The 18,828-nt window shown below is 48.8% G+C and carries 14 protein-coding genes; 8 read left to right on the top strand and 6 right to left on the bottom strand.

Features of this window, described 5'->3' with window-relative positions:
• From BACCOPRO_RS11630 to BACCOPRO_RS11600, 7 genes are all read left to right on the top strand, one after another.
• Positions 1-567, top strand: a 567-nt coding sequence (locus tag BACCOPRO_RS11630; protein WP_008143884.1) for a beta-helix domain-containing protein, incomplete at its 5' end; no start/stop codon positions are given.
• A gap of 237 nt (positions 568-804) precedes the next feature.
• Complete coding sequence (locus BACCOPRO_RS11625; RefSeq protein ID WP_040311458.1) at positions 805-1,776, top strand: type I phosphomannose isomerase catalytic subunit; 972 nt, start codon at positions 805-807, stop codon at positions 1,774-1,776.
• A 12-nt stretch (positions 1,777-1,788) separates the two neighbouring features.
• The gene (locus BACCOPRO_RS11620) at positions 1,789-3,981 is read left to right on the top strand and encodes a GH92 family glycosyl hydrolase (RefSeq protein WP_008143882.1); all 2,193 of its coding nucleotides are present in this window, start codon (positions 1,789-1,791) and stop codon (positions 3,979-3,981) included.
• Positions 3,982-4,241: 260 nt separating this feature from the next.
• Positions 4,242-5,195, top strand: a complete 954-nt coding sequence (gene metF / locus BACCOPRO_RS11615; RefSeq protein WP_008143880.1) for a methylenetetrahydrofolate reductase [NAD(P)H] — start codon at positions 4,242-4,244, stop codon at positions 5,193-5,195.
• 40 nt (positions 5,196-5,235) lie between these two features.
• Positions 5,236-6,363 (top strand): DNA polymerase III subunit delta', encoded by a 1,128-nt coding sequence (holB, locus tag BACCOPRO_RS11610; protein WP_008143878.1) that lies wholly within the window; start codon positions 5,236-5,238, stop codon positions 6,361-6,363.
• 164 nt (positions 6,364-6,527) lie between these two features.
• A complete protein-coding gene (locus BACCOPRO_RS11605; protein ID WP_008143874.1) occupies positions 6,528-8,099 on the top strand; it encodes a regulatory iron-sulfur-containing complex subunit RicT in 1,572 nt (523 codons plus the stop codon).
• Complete coding sequence (locus tag BACCOPRO_RS11600) at positions 8,062-8,676, top strand: gliding motility lipoprotein GldH (RefSeq protein WP_081446934.1); 615 nt, start codon at positions 8,062-8,064, stop codon at positions 8,674-8,676. The genes BACCOPRO_RS11605 and BACCOPRO_RS11600 overlap by 38 nt, the downstream gene beginning before the upstream one ends.
• Here the strand turns inward: BACCOPRO_RS11600 and rodA are convergent.
• From rodA to purH, 6 genes are read right to left on the bottom strand one after another with little or no spacing between them, the layout of a single operon-like run.
• On the bottom strand, positions 8,624-10,075 hold the full coding sequence (gene rodA, locus BACCOPRO_RS11595; RefSeq protein WP_008143871.1) for a rod shape-determining protein RodA: 1,452 nt from the start codon (positions 10,073-10,075) through the stop codon (positions 8,624-8,626). The two genes, BACCOPRO_RS11600 and rodA, sit on opposite strands and share 53 nt — an antisense overlap.
• Positions 10,056-11,906, bottom strand: coding sequence for a penicillin-binding protein 2 (mrdA, locus tag BACCOPRO_RS11590; protein ID WP_008143869.1), 1,851 nt, complete (start codon positions 11,904-11,906; stop codon positions 10,056-10,058). The genes rodA and mrdA overlap by 20 nt, the downstream gene beginning before the upstream one ends.
• Positions 11,906-12,394: a rod shape-determining protein MreD gene (mreD, locus tag BACCOPRO_RS11585; RefSeq protein ID WP_008143868.1), complete on the bottom strand. Its 489-nt coding sequence runs from the start codon at positions 12,392-12,394 to the stop codon at positions 11,906-11,908. Before mreD ends, mrdA begins: the two co-directional genes overlap by 1 nt.
• A 44-nt stretch (positions 12,395-12,438) precedes the next feature.
• On the bottom strand, positions 12,439-13,290 hold the full coding sequence (mreC, locus tag BACCOPRO_RS11580) for a rod shape-determining protein MreC (RefSeq protein ID WP_008143866.1): 852 nt from the start codon (positions 13,288-13,290) through the stop codon (positions 12,439-12,441).
• A complete protein-coding gene (locus BACCOPRO_RS11575) occupies positions 13,287-14,309 on the bottom strand; it encodes a rod shape-determining protein (RefSeq protein WP_008143864.1) in 1,023 nt (340 codons plus the stop codon). The genes mreC and BACCOPRO_RS11575 overlap by 4 nt, the downstream gene beginning before the upstream one ends.
• A gap of 15 nt (positions 14,310-14,324) precedes the next feature.
• A complete protein-coding gene (purH, locus tag BACCOPRO_RS11570) occupies positions 14,325-15,851 on the bottom strand; it encodes a bifunctional phosphoribosylaminoimidazolecarboxamide formyltransferase/IMP cyclohydrolase (RefSeq protein WP_008143862.1) in 1,527 nt (508 codons plus the stop codon).
• Positions 15,852-16,038: 187 nt separating this feature from the next.
• On the opposite strand from purH, the gene BACCOPRO_RS11565 reads away from it, so the two are divergent.
• On the top strand, positions 16,039-18,342 hold the full coding sequence (locus tag BACCOPRO_RS11565) for an inorganic phosphate transporter (protein WP_008143857.1): 2,304 nt from the start codon (positions 16,039-16,041) through the stop codon (positions 18,340-18,342).
• Positions 18,343-18,828: the final 486 nt, after the last annotated feature.

The following is an 18,828-nucleotide window of genomic DNA, read 5'->3' as shown; positions in this document are numbered from 1 at the left end:
AATTGCAGCGATGATTCATTCGACTGGACAGAAGGATGGAACGGAAAGGCACAATTCCTTGTTGCCTATCAGGAAAATGCAGAAACTTTGGGTTATGACTGCGACTGCCTGATGGAATGCGACAACAACGGTAATAACTTCGGGGCAACTCCGGTGGCTCATCCGGTCATCGCCAACGCTACACTGGTCGGCAACGGCGGAAGCAAACAGGGTGTACGTCTGCGTGCAGGAACACAGGTAGAACTGTATAACGCCATCATTACCGGTAAAGGCCAGCCGCTGACCGTAGAAACTGTTGAAACAGAAAACGCGTTGAAAGACGGAACTTCCAAACTGGAATATGTAGTGATCAGTGACTTGCTGAATTCCAAAGAAAACATCTATACCAACGATCTGTTTGCTGCCGGAAACGGAAATGCTACTCAGCACACAGCGAACCTCAGCGATCTGTATGTCGGAACTGAAGAAGGAGGAAAAGATCTTTCTACCGATGAATTCTTCACAGCAACCAATTACAAGGGAGCTGTACAGGCCGATGATAACTGGACTGCAGGATGGACTCTGTAAACGGGAAGAACTAATCTGGAACGACTGTTGATATTTTTCAGACAGGCGACCGCAAAGTAAACAAGGCGGCCGCCTGTTCTTTTATGATGGCTGGTAATCAGAGAAACTTTTCACAGACGGACAAATAATCAGACGATTTTTACTACATTTGCAAACGGGAACAGTCTTGCTGAATGCACTCAGTCAGCAGAATGACAGTTCACACGTATGAATATAAATACCTTAAAAATATTGATTATGTATCCATTTAAATTCAATCCTATTCTGAAATCCACCATTTGGGGAGGAGAAAAAATCATTCCGTTCAAACAATTGAATGCAACACAGTCACAGGTTGGTGAAAGCTGGGAAATTTCCAATGTGCCCGGTGATGAATCAGTCGTAGCCAATGGAGCCGATGCTGGCAAAAATCTGAGCGAGCTGGTCAAAGAATATAAAGGTGCTCTGGTGGGCGAAAGCAATTACCAGCGCTTTGGTGACAATTTCCCTTTGCTGATCAAATTCATCGATGCCTGCGACGACCTTTCCATTCAGGTACATCCGGACGATGAACTGGCCAAAGTGCGTCACAACTCACTGGGAAAGACAGAAATGTGGTATGTAATCGGTAATAACGGAGGCAAGGCACACTTGCGTTCCGGTCTGAAGAAACAGATTACTCCCGATGAATATGCAGCCATGATTGCTGACAATACGATTTGTGATGCTCTGGCTGATTATGCAGTACAGCCCGGCGATGTATTCTTCTTGCCTGCAGGACGTATCCACAGCATCGGAGCCGGATGTTTTATTGCTGAAATTCAGGAAACATCGAATGTGACTTACCGTATTTATGATTTCAACCGTAAAGATAAAAACGGAAATACCCGTGAACTGCATACGGAACTGTCAAAAGACGCCATCGATTATACAGTTGAGGCTGACTATCGTACACATTATACACCGAAAAAGAACGAACCGGTAGAACTTGTTTCATGCAATCACTTTACAACTTCTGTCTATGACCTGACAGAAAATATGAGCATGGATTACAGTGAACTGGATTCGTTTGTCATCTACATTTGCATGGAAGGCTCATGCACTGTTACTGATAACGAAGGAAACACACTGACTATGCAGGCAGGAGAATCTGTTCTTTTCCCTGCTACAACCCAGTCACTGGAAGTTGTACCGCAAGGAAATGTCAAATTCCTGGAAACTTACGTATAAATTCCTGATTCCATGAAAAAGACAACATTACTCTTCTGTACACTGGCTGCCGGCAGCGCGCTCTTCAGTTGTTCTGCCCCTCAGCAGGAAACAGCCGCCACAGACTATACACAATATGTCAATACCTTTATCGGAGCAGCCGATAACGGACATACTTTCCCCGGTGCCTGCCGTCCTTTCGGTATGATACAGACCAGTCCTGTAACGGGAGCCGTGGGATGGAGATACTGTTCTGAATATGTCTACGAGGATTCTGTTATCTGGGGATTCACCCAGACACATCTGAACGGAACCGGATGCATGGACCTGGGAGATATTCTGGTCATGCCGGTCACCGGAAACCGTCATCGGGCATGGGACGGCTATCGCAGCTCTTTCCAGAAGAATAGCGAAAGTGCGACTCCTGGTTATTATACCGTTACGCTCGACGAACCGGGCGTAAAGGCGGAACTGACTGCTACCCTGCATACAGCTTTGCACCGTTACACTTACAATAAGGCTGACTCGGCCTCCGTACTGATCGACCTGCAGCATGGTCCGGCCTGGAATGAGAAACAGTATCATTCCCAGGTAAAGGCCTGCGACGTGAAATGGGAAAACGACAGTACCCTGAGCGGACATGTGCGCAACAGCGTATGGGTGGATCAGGATTACTTCTTTACTCTCCAGTTCAACCGTCCGGTGATCAGTGCTGTTGATCTTCCGATGGGCGAAACGGAAAAAGGACGGAGAATCGTGGCTACCTTTGATCTGCAGCCCGGCGAAGAGGTGCTGATGAAGATCGCCATGTCTACGACCGGTGTGGAAGGTGCCAAAGCTAATATGGCTGCCGAACAGCCCGGATGGGACTTTGAAGGAACCCGCAAGCAGGCTAAAGACGAATGGAACAGTTATCTGAGCCGAATCGAAATGGAAGGAACTCCGGATGAGATGACCAATTTCTATACCTGTTTCTATCATGCCCTGATCCAGCCGAATGAAATTTCGGATGTGGACGGCAAATACCGGAACGCCGCAGATTCCATCGTGACTGCTACCGGAGGCAAGTTCTATTCTACTTTCTCACTTTGGGATACATATCGTGCGGCACACCCGTTCTATACCATGATTGTACCTGAACGTGTGGACGGATTTGTCAATTCTCTGATTGATCAGGCAGAAGTGCAAGGATTTCTTCCTATCTGGGGACTCTGGGGCAAGGAAAACTATTGTATGATTGCCAATCATGGAGTTTCTGTGGTAGCTGAGGCATACGCAAAAGGTTTCAAGGGATTCGATGCAGAACGTGCTTTCCAGGCAATCAAACAGACCCAGACAGTTTCGCACAAGCTGAAGTCCAACTGGGAAGACTATATGAAATATGGCTATTTCCCGACCGACCTTACTGCAGCTGAATCTGTTTCATCTACATTGGAAAGTGTCTATGACGACTATGCTGCTGCCGATATGGCCCGCCGTATGGGTAAGACGGAAGATGCTGCCTATTTCAGCAAACGGGCAGACTTCTATAAGAACCTGTTTGATCCGACGACGAAATTTATGCGTCCGCGTAAATCAGACGGTACCTGGAAGAGTCCGTTCGATCCTACTCAGGCTGCACATGCAGAAAGCAACGGTGGCGACTATACAGAAGGTAATGCATGGCAGTACACCTGGCATGTCCAGCACGATGTTCCGGGACTGATTGCTCTGCTGGGCGGAGAAGAAGCCTTCACGAACAAGCTGGATTCGCTGTTTACAGTTGAACTTAGAACCCAGCTGGCTGATGTAACCGGTCTGATCGGTAATTATGCTCACGGTAACGAACCGAGTCACCACGTGACTTATCTGTATACTTTGGCCGGCAAACCGGAACGTACTCAGGAACTGATCCGTCAGATCTTCGATACCCAGTATCGTCCTGCTCCGGACGGACTTTGCGGAAACGATGATTGCGGACAGATGTCTGCCTGGTATATGTTCTCGGCCATGGGATTCTATCCGGTGAATCCGGTAAGCGGAGAATATGTATTCGGTGCACCGCAAATGCCTAAATTTGTGCTTCACCTGCAGGATGGAAAGACTTTCACCGTTTTGGCTGAAGGTTTGTCCAAGGAACACAAGTATGTGGAAAGCATTACGCTGAACGGAGAACCTTATACCAAGAACTACATCACTCATGAAGACATCATGAAGGGAGGTACACTGGTATATAAGATGAAATAAAGTCTCTGAAGAGATAAGATGGGAAAGACTGTTCCGGATCAGATTCCGGGGCAGTCTTTTTGCTGCCTGTATGATGCTTCTGAAACGACCTTTCGATGGGCCGGAATCGACCGCATAATTCAGCCCAATCGACCGCACGATGAGGCCGCATCGTACTACTCGATGACGGGGCATCGTGCGGTCAATTCCTGGGCATCGTGCGGTCGTTTCTCAGTTTTTTATATTATCTTTGCCCGAAACAATGATTAATACAACGCAGAATGAGAGTGATAGATTTGATTACTTCTTCAGAGAAGACCGCTTTCTCTTTTGAACTCCTTCCTCCGTTGAAGGGGACAGGTATCGAACGTCTTTATGGAGATATTGATAAACTGAAAGAATTTGATCCCAAATATATCAACATTACGACTCACCGCAGTGAATATGTGTATCAGGAACTGGGTGACGGACTTTACAAACGCCAGCGTTTGCGCCGCCGTCCGGGAACGGTAGCCGTGGCAGCAGCCATCCAGCAGCGTTACGGCATTACCGTGGTGCCTCACATGCTGTGCAGCGGCTTTACGCGGGAAGATACGGAATATGTTCTGCTTGACCTGCAGTTCCTGGGTATTACAGATGTGCTGGTGCTCCGGGGAGATAAGGCTCGTCACGAATCGGCTTTCGTGCCGGAACCGGGCGGCAATGCCCATGCCATTGAACTGGAGGAACAGATCAACGACTTCAACCGGGGAATCTTTGTCGACGGTTCTCCTATCCGTGCGCCGCATACTCCCTTCAGTTACGGAGTGGCCTGTTATCCGGAAAAGCATGAAGAGTCGCCGAATGCAGAACAGGATCTGTTATGGCTTAAACGGAAGGTCGAGACAGGAGCCGACTATGCGGTAACCCAGCTGTTTTATGACAACAACCGCTATTTCAGCTTTGTCAAGCGGGCTCGGGAGGCAGGAATTACAGTTCCCATCATTCCGGGCATCAAGCCGTTCAGCAAGCTGAGCCAGCTGACCATGGTTCCGAAGACCTTTAAGGTGGATTTGCCAGATGAACTGGCCCGTGAAGCCTTGAAGTGCAAGACTGATGAGGAAGCACGTGCCTTGGGAACCGAATGGTGTATTCACCAGTGTCGTGAACTGATGGCGGGCGGAGTGCCGAGTCTCCATTTCTATACGGTGGGAGCAGTAGATGTTGTCAGAGACGTGGTAAAAGCCATTTTCTGATGATAAAAGGGATAGAAACCAGTTTTAGCGATCGATAAACGTGTTTGGATTTAGTGATATTATAGGTCAGGATTCGGTTAAGGAGCGGTTGCGTGAGAACGTGCGCAACGGCCGGACTCCGCATGCCTTGTTGTTCACCGGTCCTTCCGGATGCGGAAAACTGCCTATGGCTTTGGCTTTGGCCCGCTATCTTTGTTGTGAACATCCGGATGAGATGGAAGCCTGCGGCACTTGTCCTTCCTGCATACAGATGAACCGGCTGGTGCATCCTGACGTGCATTTCGTATTTCCCATCGTGAAGAAGAAGGCCGGACGTGATTCCGTGTGCGATGACTTCCTGCCGCAGTGGAGGGAAGCCCTCATGAAGAATGCCTATCTGACGCCTGACGAATGGATGCGCGTGCTGGGCTCTGACAATCTTCAGCCGCAGATTTATGTGCGTGAAAGCGATGAGATTCAGCGCAAGCTTTCGCTGAAATCCAGTCGGGGAGGATGGAAGGTCATGATTATCTGGCTTCCTGAAAAAATGAATGCGGAGTGTGCCAACAAGCTTTTGAAACTGTTGGAAGAACCGCCGCAGCGGACACTGTTCCTGCTGGTCAGCGAGGAACCCGACCTCTTGTTGTCTACCATTGTGAGCCGTACACAGCGCATATCCCTGCCGCCGCTGGAGGAAAAACCATTGGCCGACTGGCTGGAGCGGAAGTTTATGCTTCACCCGGAAGATGCAGCCGATATCGCTCACCGTTCGGAAGGAAGTCTGACCAAGGCTATGGAGAATATCAGTCTTGGCGACGAACAACGCATGTATTTCGAAAGCTTCGTATCGCTGATGCGTCTGGCTTACAAGCGTGATATCCGGCAGTTGAAAGCCTGGAGCGAACAGGTTTCTTCGTTGGGAAGGGAAAGACAGAAAGGGCTGCTGGTCTATTGCCAGCGCATGATTCGTGAAAACTTCATGTTTAATTTCCATGCTTCCGACCTGAGTTATTTAAGCCCTGATGAACGTCAGTTTGCAACCCGTTTTTCTCCCTATATCAATGAGAAGAACGTGATGCCTGTCATGGAATTGCTGGAAGAGGCCCAGTTGCATGTCGGGCAGAATGTGAACTCAAAGATGGTATTCTTTGATGTTGCCTTGCGTATGATCGTGTTGTTGATCCGCTGACCCTCGGACAGTTTTTATTTTATAATTGTTAACGAATTGCGGATAATTCAAAATAAACCTTTATCTTTAAAGGCGCTCTTTCGGACATCCGGAAACTCAATGGGCAGCATGGACCTGAAAACCGGAGTTAACCTGAAAGAAGCTTTCCAAAAACGATAAGAACAATGAGTAAATATCTATTAAAGAATGGTAGCGGTTCGTTGTGTTGCCGGGGTTGCGGCCGTCAGGACAACAAGCTGAATACCTATGACTGGCTGGCCGATATTCCGGGTAATTCCGACGAACAGGAAATGGTCGAAGTCCAGTTTAAGAATACCCGAAAGGGATATTATCGCAACTCCAATCGCCTGCATCTGGAGAAAGGAGATATTGTAGCTGTCGAGGCGAGTCCGGGACATGATATCGGAACGGTTACGCTGACCGGACGTCTGGTAGCTCTCCGTATGCGGAAAGGCGGCCAGAAGCCCGATGCGGAAATCCGCCGGGTGTACCGGAAGGCAAAGCCCGTAGACCTGGAGAAATATGAAGAAGCCAAGAAACGTGAGCATGACACGATGATCCGTTCCCGCAAGATTGCCGAGGATCTGGGCTTGCAGATGAAGATTGGCGATGTGGAATATCAGGGTGACGGCAACAAGGCCATCTTTTATTATATCGCTGATGAACGCGTGGATTTCCGTCAGCTGATCAAGGTTTTGGCTGAGGCTTTCCGTGTGAGAATCGAAATGAAGCAGATCGGTGCCCGTCAGGAGGCCGGACGTATCGGTGGAATCGGTCCGTGCGGACGGGAACTGTGTTGTGCCACCTGGATGACAAGCTTTGTTTCTGTATCGACCAGTGCAGCCCGTTTTCAGGATATTTCTCTTAATCCTCAGAAACTTGCCGGCCAGTGTGCCAAGTTGAAATGTTGTCTCAATTACGAAGTAGATGCCTATGTGGAATGCCAGAAGCGTCTGCCCAGTCGTGAGATTATTCTGGAAACCAGTGACGCCCAGTTCTATTATTTCAAGGCTGACATCCTGAAAGGAATGATTACATATAGCACCGACAAGAACTTCCTGGCTAATGAAACAACGATTTCTGCACGTCGGGCTTTCGAAATTATCGCTATGAACCGTAGAGGGGAGAAGCCCGATAAGTTGGAAGAATCAGCCGATGAAGCAGCTCGCCGTAAACAGGGAAGTGACTTGCTTGAACAAGAAAGTCTGACTCGTTTTGACCGCAGCAAGTCTTCGAAGAAGCGGAAAAAGAAAGGCAAGAATGGAGGAATTTCACCCGCAGAAGATGTTGCCGGACGGAATCCCCGCCAGACAATGCCGGTGAATGATCCGTCAGCTCCTGTTGCTGCAGAGCCTCAGGAACAGGCCGCAGGCGATTCATCTGCATCAGCCAAAGCGGTTGCTTCACAGCCACGTGCTTCCCGGAACGGGGAAGGTAAGCCGCGACGGGAGAAAGGTAATCGTCCGCGTCCCGCCAAAGTGCGTGAAGAGGAAGGTGCTGCACAGCAGAGTAAGGGAGAAAATACTTCCGTGAACGGTGCGCAGTCGGAAGCGGCATCACGTCCGCCCCGCCAGCCTCGCGGACCACGGAGAAACGGACAGGGAAACCGGCCTTCGGGAGAACCTCGCCGTCAGTCAAATGAAGTGAACCCCGGGAAACCGGTTCCGGAACAACCGTCGCCTGAAGTTCGTCGGGATCATGAAACTTCCAGGAATCTTCCAGATGTACAGGCTTGATATCCGGTTTAAGTCGTGGGCATTCTTGTTTAGTACAGGAATGCTCATCTTGCTAGGATCCTGCCGTTCGGATACGGCTTACCATGTTTATCAGTCGGTGGCTGCATCCGGATGGGGAAGGCAGGATACGCTTGTCTATGAACTTCCGGCTTCTCTTTCGCCCGGACGATACCTTGTGGAAATCGGGTTGAGAAATACATCCGAATATGCTTACCGGGATATCTGGCTGGCTCTTCTTTCCGGTCAGGGAGTCATTCCGGAAGATGCCGTATCTTCCGGGCGTGGCAGCAATTTGCAGGCGGACAGTTGTGCATTTCGGGCAGATACCCTGCATCTTTATTTGGCCGACCAATACGGACGGTGGCTGCACGACGGCATTTCCGGAAGCCTGTATCAAAGTGAATGGCCGGCTGTTGCTGTTTGTCTGGTTGATTCTGTATCTGACAAGCCCCGTACCTTACGGCTGGTGCATCTGATGAAAGATACTGCTCTTCGCGGTATTTCTGACGTGGGGCTTCGTTTTTCTATCGCTCCCGTCCGGCATCAATCCGGAGAAAGACAAACAGCAGGATCGTAAATCCCCACAGCGAAGATCCTCCGTAACTGAAGAAGGGAAGGGGAATACCGATCACAGGGGTGAGTCCCAGCACCATTCCGATGTTGATGAACAGATGGAAGAAGAAAATACTCATTACGCAATAGCCGTAGACTCGTCCGAAGCGGGAAGTCTGACGCTCGGCCAGGTGAATGATGCGCAGGATCAAGGCAGTGAAAAGGAGCAGTACGGCTGCCGAACCTAGAAAACCTTGTTCTTCGCCTACGGTACAGAAGATGAAGTCAGTATCCTGTTCCGGTACATATTTCAGTTTGGTCTGCGTTCCGTTGAGAAATCCTTTTCCCAGAAGTCCTCCTGATCCGATGGCAATCTTACTCTGGTTTACGTTATATCCCGCACCGGTCGGATCATCTTCCATGCCCAGCAACACCTCAATTCGTATCTTCTGATGAGGTTCCAGAATGCGGTTGAACACATAATCCGTTGAGAAGAAGAAGACTGCAGAGCCAATGACAAACAAGGCTATGTAGAAGTAATTGGACATGCGCTCACGCAGGTAAAGCAGGATGAGCCAGACTACAAGTGCCACACACAGTCCGTATTGCAGATAAGCCACATCAAAGGGGATGACATAGCAGGAGAACAGAATCCCCAGCAGGGTTGCACCTCCGCCTATCAGCAGGATATATTGTACGACGCGCGGTTGTTTGCAATAGGATGAAACCAGAATACCCGAAAGCAGGATGATCAGTCCGAATACGGAAAATTCTCCCCATGAGGTCATTTCATCGGGCATGGGAACTTCTCCAAACCGGATGCTTACGATAAAGTAGACTACGGCACATATTCCCGCCAGAAGAATGGATCCGGGCATACCTTCGCGGTAGAGCACAAGGAAGAACGACAGATAAACCAGGGCAGATCCGGTTTCCCGCTGCAGGATAATCAGGATCATTGGCAGCAGGATGATGCCCAAGGCAATCAGTGCGTGACGCATCTTGTGAATGGAAAAAGTGTATTCTCCCATAAATTTTGCCAGTGCCAGCGCCGTAGCAAACTTTGCGAATTCTGCAGGCTGCAGGCTTACCGGCCCTAAAACGATCCAGGATCGTGATCCCTTGATCTCGTGAGGATTGAAAATCGTTCCGAAAAGCAGCAGGAGAAGAATTCCGTAGATGAGGTAGGCATACGTGTCATAGAGCCGGTGCTCAAGCATCAGCAAGACGAAACCCAGTCCGAGTGAACAGCCGATCCACATCAATTGCTTACCGGCGCGGGTCGTAAAGTCCAGGAAGTTCGGTTCACCATAATCATAGCTTGCTCCGCACACGCTGAACCATCCGCAGGTAATTAAGATGAGGTAGAGCAGGATTGTCCACCAGTCTACCGTTTTCCATAAACTATCTTTCGTGTATGCCATAATCTATTCTTCGGTTTTGAATATCGGTTGCCAGCTCTTCATCTTGCGGCGTAAGTTCTCCTTTCAGGTATTGTTCGATCATGAGCCGGCCGATAGGTACGCCGTATACAGCTCCGAATCCTCCGTTTTCCACATAGACGGCAATTGCAATCTTGGGGTTGTTCATCGGTGCAAATCCCATGAAGGCCGAGTGGTCCTTTCCACGGTTCTGGGCTGTTCCTGTCTTTCCGCATACCTCGATGTCCGGAAGATTGGCCATCCGGCAGGTTCCGCCTGTCACGGCCATTCGCATACCTTCTACCACCTCTTCATAGTGGATCCGGTCTACTTTGGTATATTTCTTTTGTGTATATAATGTATCTATTGCATCGTTTTCAATGCTTTTCACCACATGGGGTGTGATGTAATATCCGCGGTTGGCAATGGTCGCTCCCAGGTTGGCGATCTGCAGAGGAGTCAGTGTTACCTCTCCCTGCCCGATTGAAATTGAGATGATTGTCAGTCCGTTCCATGATCCCCGATAGGCCTTGTCGTAATATTTGGCATTGGGAATCATGCCTCGTTTTTCTCCCGGCAAGTCAATGCCGAGCGGATATCCGAAGCCCATTGAAACCATATAGTCTCTCCACGTATTCATGGCATTTTGTACGGAGCCGTATTTCTGACGTGCGCCGATCATATGATAAAGCCCCCAGCAGAAATAAGCATTGCAGGAAGTGGCGATGGCAGGAAGCAGAGGAAGCGGAGATCCGTGCGCATGACAGCCGACATGCAAGCCGCGGTAGTTAAATCCTCCGTTACAGGTATAGGGGGTGGAAGGGGTAATGATTCCTTCTTGCAAAAATGTCAGTGCCTGAGAAGTCTTGAATGTAGATCCCGGCGGATAAGCTCCCATGATTGCACGGTTGAGCAAAGGTTTCCACGGATCCCGGGCCAGCTGCAAATGGTTTTTTCCTCTGTTTCGGCCGACCATCAGACGCGGGTCGTAGGAAGGAGAGGAGACCAGGCATAAGACTTCACCCGTAGAAGGTTCGATGGCAACAATACTTCCGATCTTTCCTTCCAGCAGACGTTCTCCCAGTTTTTGTAATTCAATGTCAAGGCTCAGTGTAAGATTCTTACCTGCTACCGGGGCTTTGTCGAACTTTCCGTCCATGTAATTGCCCTGAATTCTTCCTCGTGCATCCCGCAGCAGTACTTCAATACCTTTCTCACCGCGCAATTGTTTTTCGTAGGATCTTTCTACTCCCAGCTTTCCTATGAAGTCGCCGGGGATGTAATATTCATCATCTTCCATCTCCGTCTTGGATACTTCGCCGATATCTCCCAGAATATGTGCACCGGCATCATAGTTATATTGCCGGATGGTACGCCGCTGGATGTAGAATCCGGGAAACTTGAAAAGCTTTTCCTGGAAGATACCACAGTCTTCAGCCGAGAGCTGGGTGAGCAGCACCTGGTTGGTGTAAGGCGAGTAACCGGGGTTTAACCGGCGGTCCTTGAGATCCTTGAATCGCTTGCGCAGGAATTCCGGTGTGATCTTGAGTGTGCGGCAGAGATCGGCAGTATCCAGAGACGTGATCTCTTTCATGATGACTGTGATGTCGTAAGCCGGCTGGTTATAAACCAGTAACTTTCCGTTGCGGTCGTAGATGACTCCCCGGCTTGGATATTGTATCTTTTTCAGGAACGCATTACTGTCAGCATTCTTCTTATAGTCTTCGCTCATGATTTGCAGGGAGAGCAGGCGTATAAGGAAGATGAGCACAATAAAGATTACTGCGCCGCCAATTGCATATTTTCGTTTTTCGAGATCGTAATTCCGTTCCACTAGTGTTTCCTCCTTATAGCTTCTATGCACAGGATACATACAATGGTTGCCAGCGTGTCACTGATGGACTTCAGCAGGATCATGCCTATACGATGGAATGAAAAGTAGTCTGTCAGATTCAGTACGGTGGCATGCAAAAGGACGGCAACAAGCAGGTAGCGTAAGAAAGGAGAGAATCCCATGGTCCGGATACCCGGCTCAAAATCACCGGTTGCGTCGCGGGTTGTTTGAGCTTGCAGAAGAGGCTGCCGGAAGAAAGCCAGTAACACCGAGGCTGTAGCGTTCAGTCCAGGCGTGTTGCTGAGTATATCGATACAGAGGCCCAGTGCGAACGACCAGAGCATGGTCTGATTACGTCCGGTATTCGAGTCTAGTTTCAGAATGAAATATACATATAGCAGCGGTTTGGCAAACTGATGGATATGTACATAGTTCAGTACCAATACCTGTAACAGGATTAATCCTGCAAACCATAATATGCGAGCCATCTTCTTTGTTTTTTGTCAATCGGGAAAGACTTTTCTTTCCCGGTTTAAAGATTGTTCATAAGGATCGAATCCTCCAATGCGGTTTGTTCTCCGTTGTCTGCCGGTACGATGACACATACATCGTTCAGGCGGGCAAAGTCTGTAAAGAGTTTGACGCGTAACAGATAAGACAATCCGTCGTGGCTGTCTGTCATGTCATCAACGGTTCCTACCGGAATACCTGCCGGGAATACGGCACTGTGTCCGCTGGTAACGATCGTATCACCCAGTGAAAACTCGGAGTGCCGGGGCATGTCCTTTACGAGTGCATAACGTGAAGATCCTCCGTCCCATTTCAGAAAACCGAAATAGGAGGTGCGTCTGATTTTACAGCTTATACTGCTTTTAGAGTTAAGTACAGGCAACACAACCGAATAATGCTCGCCTGCCAGATAAACGATGCCGACTACTCCATAGCCGGATATAACTCCCATTTCAGGACGTATGCCATCCGCTCTTCCCTTATCAATCGTGATGTAGTTGTCGGCCTGTGTCAGGCTGTTGTTTACAACTTGAGCATCAATCAACTGACAACCGAGAAGAGCGTCCTCGCGTAAGGACGCTATCTGAGTTGTATCTTTGTTGAAACGTTCCAGTGCACGTGAAAGCTGTTCCACCTGCAGCTCCAAAGCAATATTGCGGTTCGTCAGTTGTCTGTTCACCTCCGTCAGGCCAAAATACTGGCTTACCTGTTCAGCCGTCTTGTGTACGAATCCGGCAGCTCCGTTGGCGCATGTAAAGAACACGCTGCCCTGGTAACTGTTAAAGCGGAACAGCAGCGTGATGCTGAATATTTCCAACAGTACGAAGAGCAGCCAGTGATCATGGCGGAGGAGAAAGTCAATCAAATGCCTCATCGCATCAAGAACGAGAAACGATCCACGTTTTTGAGGGCGATGCCTGTTCCTTTTGCTACGCTGAGCAGGGGATCTTCTGCCACATGGAACGGAATGTTGATCTTGTCAGTGAGACGTTTGTCCAGTCCGCGTAACAAAGCTCCACCGCCTGCCAGATAGATACCATTATTGACGATATCGGCATACAGTTCAGGCGGAGTGTTCTCAAGAGCGCTAAGAATTGCTGTTTCAATCTTGGCAATACTTTTCTCCAGACAGTGCGCAATTTCCTGATAACATACAGGAACCTCCATCGGAAGTGCTGTGATGCGGTTCGGACCGCGTACGATATAATCTTCAGGTGCATCGTCGCCCAGGTCTGTCAGTGCAGCGCCTACATGGATCTTGATACGTTCTGCCATACGTTCGCTGACTTTGACATTGTGCTGGCGGCTCATGTATTCCTGAATATCGGCAGTCAGATCATCGCCTGCAATGCGGATGGAGTTGTTGGAAACAATACCACCCAGAGAGATAACGGCGATTTCAGTGGAACCTCCACCTATGTCAACGATCATGTTTCCTTCCGGTGCTTCCACATCGAGTCCGATACCGATGGCTGCTGCCATCGGTTCGAATACCAGATATACATCGCGTCCTCCGGCGTGTTCTGCACTGTCACGTACGGCACGCAGTTCTACTTCAGTAGAGCCCGACGGAACGCCGATGACCATACGTAATGAAGGTGTGAACAAGCGTCTTCCGGTATTTACCTTCTTGATCAGACCGCGCATCATCTGTTCGCAGGCATTGAAGTCGGCGATTACCCCGTCACGAAGGGGTCTGACAGTACGGATATTGGGATTTTCTTTTTCGTACATCATCTTTGCACGTTCTCCCACGGCGATCATTTTGTCGGTACGCCGGTCAAGCGCAACGACGGAAGGCTCGTCTACCACGATCTTGTCATTACTGATAATGATGGTATTGGCTGTGCCAAGGTCCATCGCTATTTCTTGTGTGAATGAGAATAAGCCCATTTTTTACGTTAAAGATTAATGTTTGAAGTGTCTGAAGCCTGTCACAACCATTGCTATTCCATGCTCATTGCAGTATTGGAAAGAAAGTTCGTCCTTGATGGAACCACCCGGCTGAATAACGGCTTTGACACCTTCGTTTCCTGCTATTTCCACGCAGTCAGGGAAGGGGAAGAATGCATCACTTGCCATGACAGCTCCTTCCAGCTGGAAGCCGAATCCTTTAGCTTTTTCAATGGCATGTTTCAGTGCATCTACACGACTGGTCTGTCCCACTCCGGCAGCCAGCAGCTGTTTTCCGCGAGCAAGTACGATGGCATTGCTCTTGCAGTGCTTCACGATCTTATTGGCAAAGAGCAGGTCTTCCACTTCCTGTTCTGTAGGAGCGAGAGTTGTTACCTGCTTCAGATCTTCGCGGGTTTCAGTGTGTGTATCTTTATCCTGTGCGAGAACGCCTCCCAGCATGGAACGGAACTTGAGGTTGCTGGTCTTTCCATTCTTGCGGGCCAGGATGATACGGTTCTTCTTCTGACGGAGAACTTCGAGTGCTTCTACGTCGTAGTCAGGAGCAACGATCACTTCGAAGAAGATTTTGTTGATTTCTTCTGCCGTAGCGAGATCGATCTTCTGATTGGTTGCAAGCACGCCTCCGAATGCAGATACCGGGTCGCCTGCCAGTGCGTCTTTCCATGCATCAAGCAATGTAGAACGGGAAGCCAGCCCGCACGGATTGTTATGTTTGATGATTGCGAAGGTCGGCTGAGCGTCGAATTCGTCGATCAGATCCAGTGCAGCTTCGATGTCGAGCAGGTTGTTGTAGGAAATTTCTTTTCCGTTCAACTGTTCGAACATATCTTCCAGGCGGCCGTAGAAATTAGCTTTCTGGTGAGGATTTTCTCCGTAACGCAACGGATGAGCCTCGTCCATGGCATAGCGGAATGCAGATCCTTCGCCTCCGTCAAACCATTGCCAGATGGCTGAATCATAGTGGCTGGATACGCCGAATGCCTGACGTGCAAACCATCTTCTTTCGTCCAGAGTGGTTTGTGCTCCGCGCTGTGTCAGGATATCGAGCAGCGGTTTGTACTGATGCTTGCTGGCAACGATGACTACATCGTTGAAGTTTTTGGCAGCGGCACGTATCAGAGAAATACCGCCTATATCGATTTTTTCAATGATAGCTTGTGTATCTGCACCCGAAGCAACGGTGTCTTCAAACGGATACAAATCTACAATGACCAGGTCTATTTCAGGAATACCATATTGAATGGTCTGCTGGCGGTCCTGTTCCAGTGCGCGACGGCAAAGGATACCACCGAATATTTTAGGATGCAGGGTCTTCACTCTTCCTCCCAGGATGCTAGGATAAGAAGTGAGATCTTCCACTGCCTGGCAGGGATATCCCAGACTTTCAATAAACTGGCGTGTACCTCCGGTTGAGAGGAACTGTACTCCTTCTTCGTGCAGACGACTGATAATGGCATCCAGTCCGTCTTTGTGATAGACCGATATAAGGGCGGTTTTGATTTTCTTTGACTCTGACATGGCTATAAATTTTAAATTTGGGTACAAAGTTACGAATTTTCAACTGATAAAAAGCTTCCTGTGTCTATGAATTTATTTTTTTTAATAAGGGATCGTTTTGTAACAGGAATGTAACATGTATGACATTTGAATATAACATGAACCGGATAATTTTGCACGCAGAAAAATATTATTACAAGTCAAACGTATGGAAACAATTTACCTGGGAATTGTGATATTCCTGTTCATGCTGGCAGTGTTCGACTTGCTGGTGGGTGTCAGTAACGATGCCGTGAATTTTATGAATTCGGCCGTTGGTGCAAAGGTCGCTAACTTCAAGACAATTGTAATTGTAGCTGCGATCGGTGTGTTTGCGGGAGCTGTGTTAAGTAATGGTATGATGGATATTGCCCGTCATGGTATCTTTCAGCCGGTTAATTTCAGCTTTTATGAAATAATGTGTATCCTGTTGGCCGTTATGGTGACGGATGTGGTGTTACTGGACGTATTCAACACACTGGGACTTCCTACTTCTACCACCGTATCTATGGTCTTCGAGCTGTTGGGAGGTACTTTCATTCTGGCTATCCTGAAGATTGTAGGCGATGAAACAGGTCTGCTCACGCTGGGCGACATGATGAACACGGAAAAGGCTCTGTCAGTGATCATGGGTATTTTCCTTTCCGTGGCGATTGCATTCATTGCAGGTACTTTTGTACAGTATATATCCCGTCTGATCTTCAGCTTTAATTATAAAAAGAATCTTTCCTGGACCATCGGTATCTTCGGCGGTATTGCAGTAACTTCTCTTTCTTACTTTATGCTGATCAAGGGATTGAAGAGTGCGCCGTTCATGACTCCGGAATCACTGGCATGGATTTCTGAAAATACCACCTTGCTTGTTACAGGCTGCTTCATCACGTTTACGCTGCTGATGCAGATTCTGCACTGGTGCCGGGTAAATGTATTCAAGATTATTGTATTGCTGGGTACATTCTCGCTGGCTCTTGCCTTTGCCGGAAACGACCTGGTCAACTTTATCGGTGTGCCTCTGGCCGGATTCTCTGCTTATACAGACTATGTAGCCAATTCAAACGGAGTAAGCATCCACGACTTCATGATGACATCGCTGATGTCTTCAGCCAAGACTCCTGCCATCTTCCTGTTTGCTTCCGGACTGGTTATGGTTTACGCACTGGCTACTTCTAAGAAAGCCAAGAATGTGATCAAGACTTCAGTCGATCTGGCCCGTCAGGAAGAAGGTGATGAAATGTTCGGTTCATCTGCACTGGCCCGTACGATTGTGCGCCGTGCGAACAATATCAATGATTTCCTGAAGCGTGTAATTCCTGCCGGAATGCGCCGCTGGATTGACAGCCGTTTCAATAAGGACGAGGTGATCCTTGAAAACGGAGCTGCTTTCGACCTTATCCGTGCTGCCGTTAACCTGGTACTGTCTGGTTTGCTGATCATCATCGGTACGACGATGAAACTTCCGCTTTCCACTACTTATGTTACCTTTATCGTAGCAATGGGTACTTCGCTTGCCGACCGTGCCTGGAGCCGTGAAAGTGCCGTATATCGTATCACCGGTATGTTGTCAGTAATCGGCGGATGGTTTATCACAGCCTTCGTAGCATTTACAATCTGTGCACTGGTTACCTTCATCATGTTCTATACCAGCTTCGTGGGTATGTTTATCTTTATCGTGGTAGCAGTGGTACTTCTGGTTCGCAGCAACATCAAGTACAGCAAGAAAGAAAAGGCTGAACAGCAGGATGATATCTTCAAACGGATGATGGCATCGAAGGACAAGAACGAAATCCTGGCCTTGCTTCGCCAGCATGTGAAGGAAACTCTGACCAGCTACATTACTTTCAGCGAAGATACTTACGTGAAGGTGACCGACGGATTTATCCACGAAGATCTGAAGAGCCTGCGTAAAGCAATGAACGCGACTGACGATCAGAAGAAGATGCTGAAGAAGCGCCGTCGTAAGGAACTGCTCGGTCTGCGCCGTATTCCTATTACCATTGCCATCGAGAAGAATACCTGGTTCCACTTGGGAAGCAACAGTTGTGAAGAGATGCTTTACTGTTTGAAGCGTATCTGTGAGCCCTGTAAGGAACATGTGGACAACAACTTCAATCCGATCTCCAAGGATTGTGTAACCGAATTCCTGCCTGTCCGTGAAGAACTGTGCCGTCTGATGGAACGTACCCGTACGGCTATCGAGAACAACAATTACGAAGAGGCAGACGATATCCTGGCTAAGGGTGATGCACTGAAGAACTCCATTTCTTCTTTGCGCAAGCAGATGATGAACCGCATGCAGGAAGCAGACAATGCCAGCCTGAAAGCTTCCATGGTTTATCTGAACATTCTTCAGGAGTCTCAGGAGTTGGTAAGTATCTGGCGTCACCTGCTTCGTGCGAGCCGTTTCTTCCAGGGAGACTATGTACCTCAGGAGTCTGTTCTGCTGAATCTGGCAGAATCTCCCCGTACAGTGTAACGGAAACTGATTCCATTTGTTAATCATTATACTGCCGTTGTTTTTCTGAGTCCGCCGGACGGATAAGGAAAAGCAGCGGCAGCTTTTTTATTGTCTGCCGGCAGGCCTTGGAAATGAGTTGTTTACATCGTGCGTTCGATGGAGCCGAATTATGCGGTCGTTGCAGTCTGATCGTGCGGTCGATTTTTTTGCATTGACCAGTCAATGCGAAGGTATCGTGCGGTCGTTGCGGCCTGATTGTGCGGTCGCCTCCGGCGCATCGGAAAGACATTCTGGAAACAGTGTACAGGGGAGTTCAGCCCTGTCGGCAGAAGGCCTCGGGCTTTTAAAAAAACGTTTCGGCGAATGAGAGAAAACGCTTCGGGCTTTTAGGCAAAACGTCTCGGGCTTTTTTCGGCAGGTTCAGAATGTTTGCCGTCAGCTGAGTTTTGTTATCCCGGGCATGCCGGTCCGGCTGGCCGGAAGCACAGAGCGGGGAGAGAAGGG

This window comes from Phocaeicola coprophilus DSM 18228 = JCM 13818 (assembly GCF_000157915.1).
GTDB lineage: Bacteria > Bacteroidota > Bacteroidia > Bacteroidales > Bacteroidaceae > Phocaeicola > Phocaeicola coprophilus.
This window is presented reverse-complemented; position numbering and strand designations above follow the sequence as displayed.

Coding starts and splice junctions, on each gene's coding strand:
- BACCOPRO_RS11565 (WP_008143857.1), top strand. CDS start 16,039: ATGGAAACAATTTACCTGGGAATTGTGATATTCCTGTTCATGCTGGCA.
- rodA (WP_008143871.1), bottom strand. CDS start 10,075: ATGGCATACACGAAAGATAGTTTATGGAAAACGGTAGACTGGTGGACA.
- BACCOPRO_RS11625 (WP_040311458.1), top strand. CDS start 805: ATGTATCCATTTAAATTCAATCCTATTCTGAAATCCACCATTTGGGGA.
- metF (WP_008143880.1), top strand. CDS start 4,242: ATGAGAGTGATAGATTTGATTACTTCTTCAGAGAAGACCGCTTTCTCT.
- BACCOPRO_RS11605 (WP_008143874.1), top strand. CDS start 6,528: ATGAGTAAATATCTATTAAAGAATGGTAGCGGTTCGTTGTGTTGCCGG.
- BACCOPRO_RS11600 (WP_081446934.1), top strand. CDS start 8,062: ATGAAACTTCCAGGAATCTTCCAGATGTACAGGCTTGATATCCGGTTT.
- purH (WP_008143862.1), bottom strand. CDS start 15,851: ATGTCAGAGTCAAAGAAAATCAAAACCGCCCTTATATCGGTCTATCAC.
- mreC (WP_008143866.1), bottom strand. CDS start 13,290: ATGAGGCATTTGATTGACTTTCTCCTCCGCCATGATCACTGGCTGCTC.
- BACCOPRO_RS11575 (WP_008143864.1), bottom strand. CDS start 14,309: ATGGGCTTATTCTCATTCACACAAGAAATAGCGATGGACCTTGGCACA.
- BACCOPRO_RS11620 (WP_008143882.1), top strand. CDS start 1,789: ATGAAAAAGACAACATTACTCTTCTGTACACTGGCTGCCGGCAGCGCG.
- mreD (WP_008143868.1), bottom strand. CDS start 12,394: ATGGCTCGCATATTATGGTTTGCAGGATTAATCCTGTTACAGGTATTG.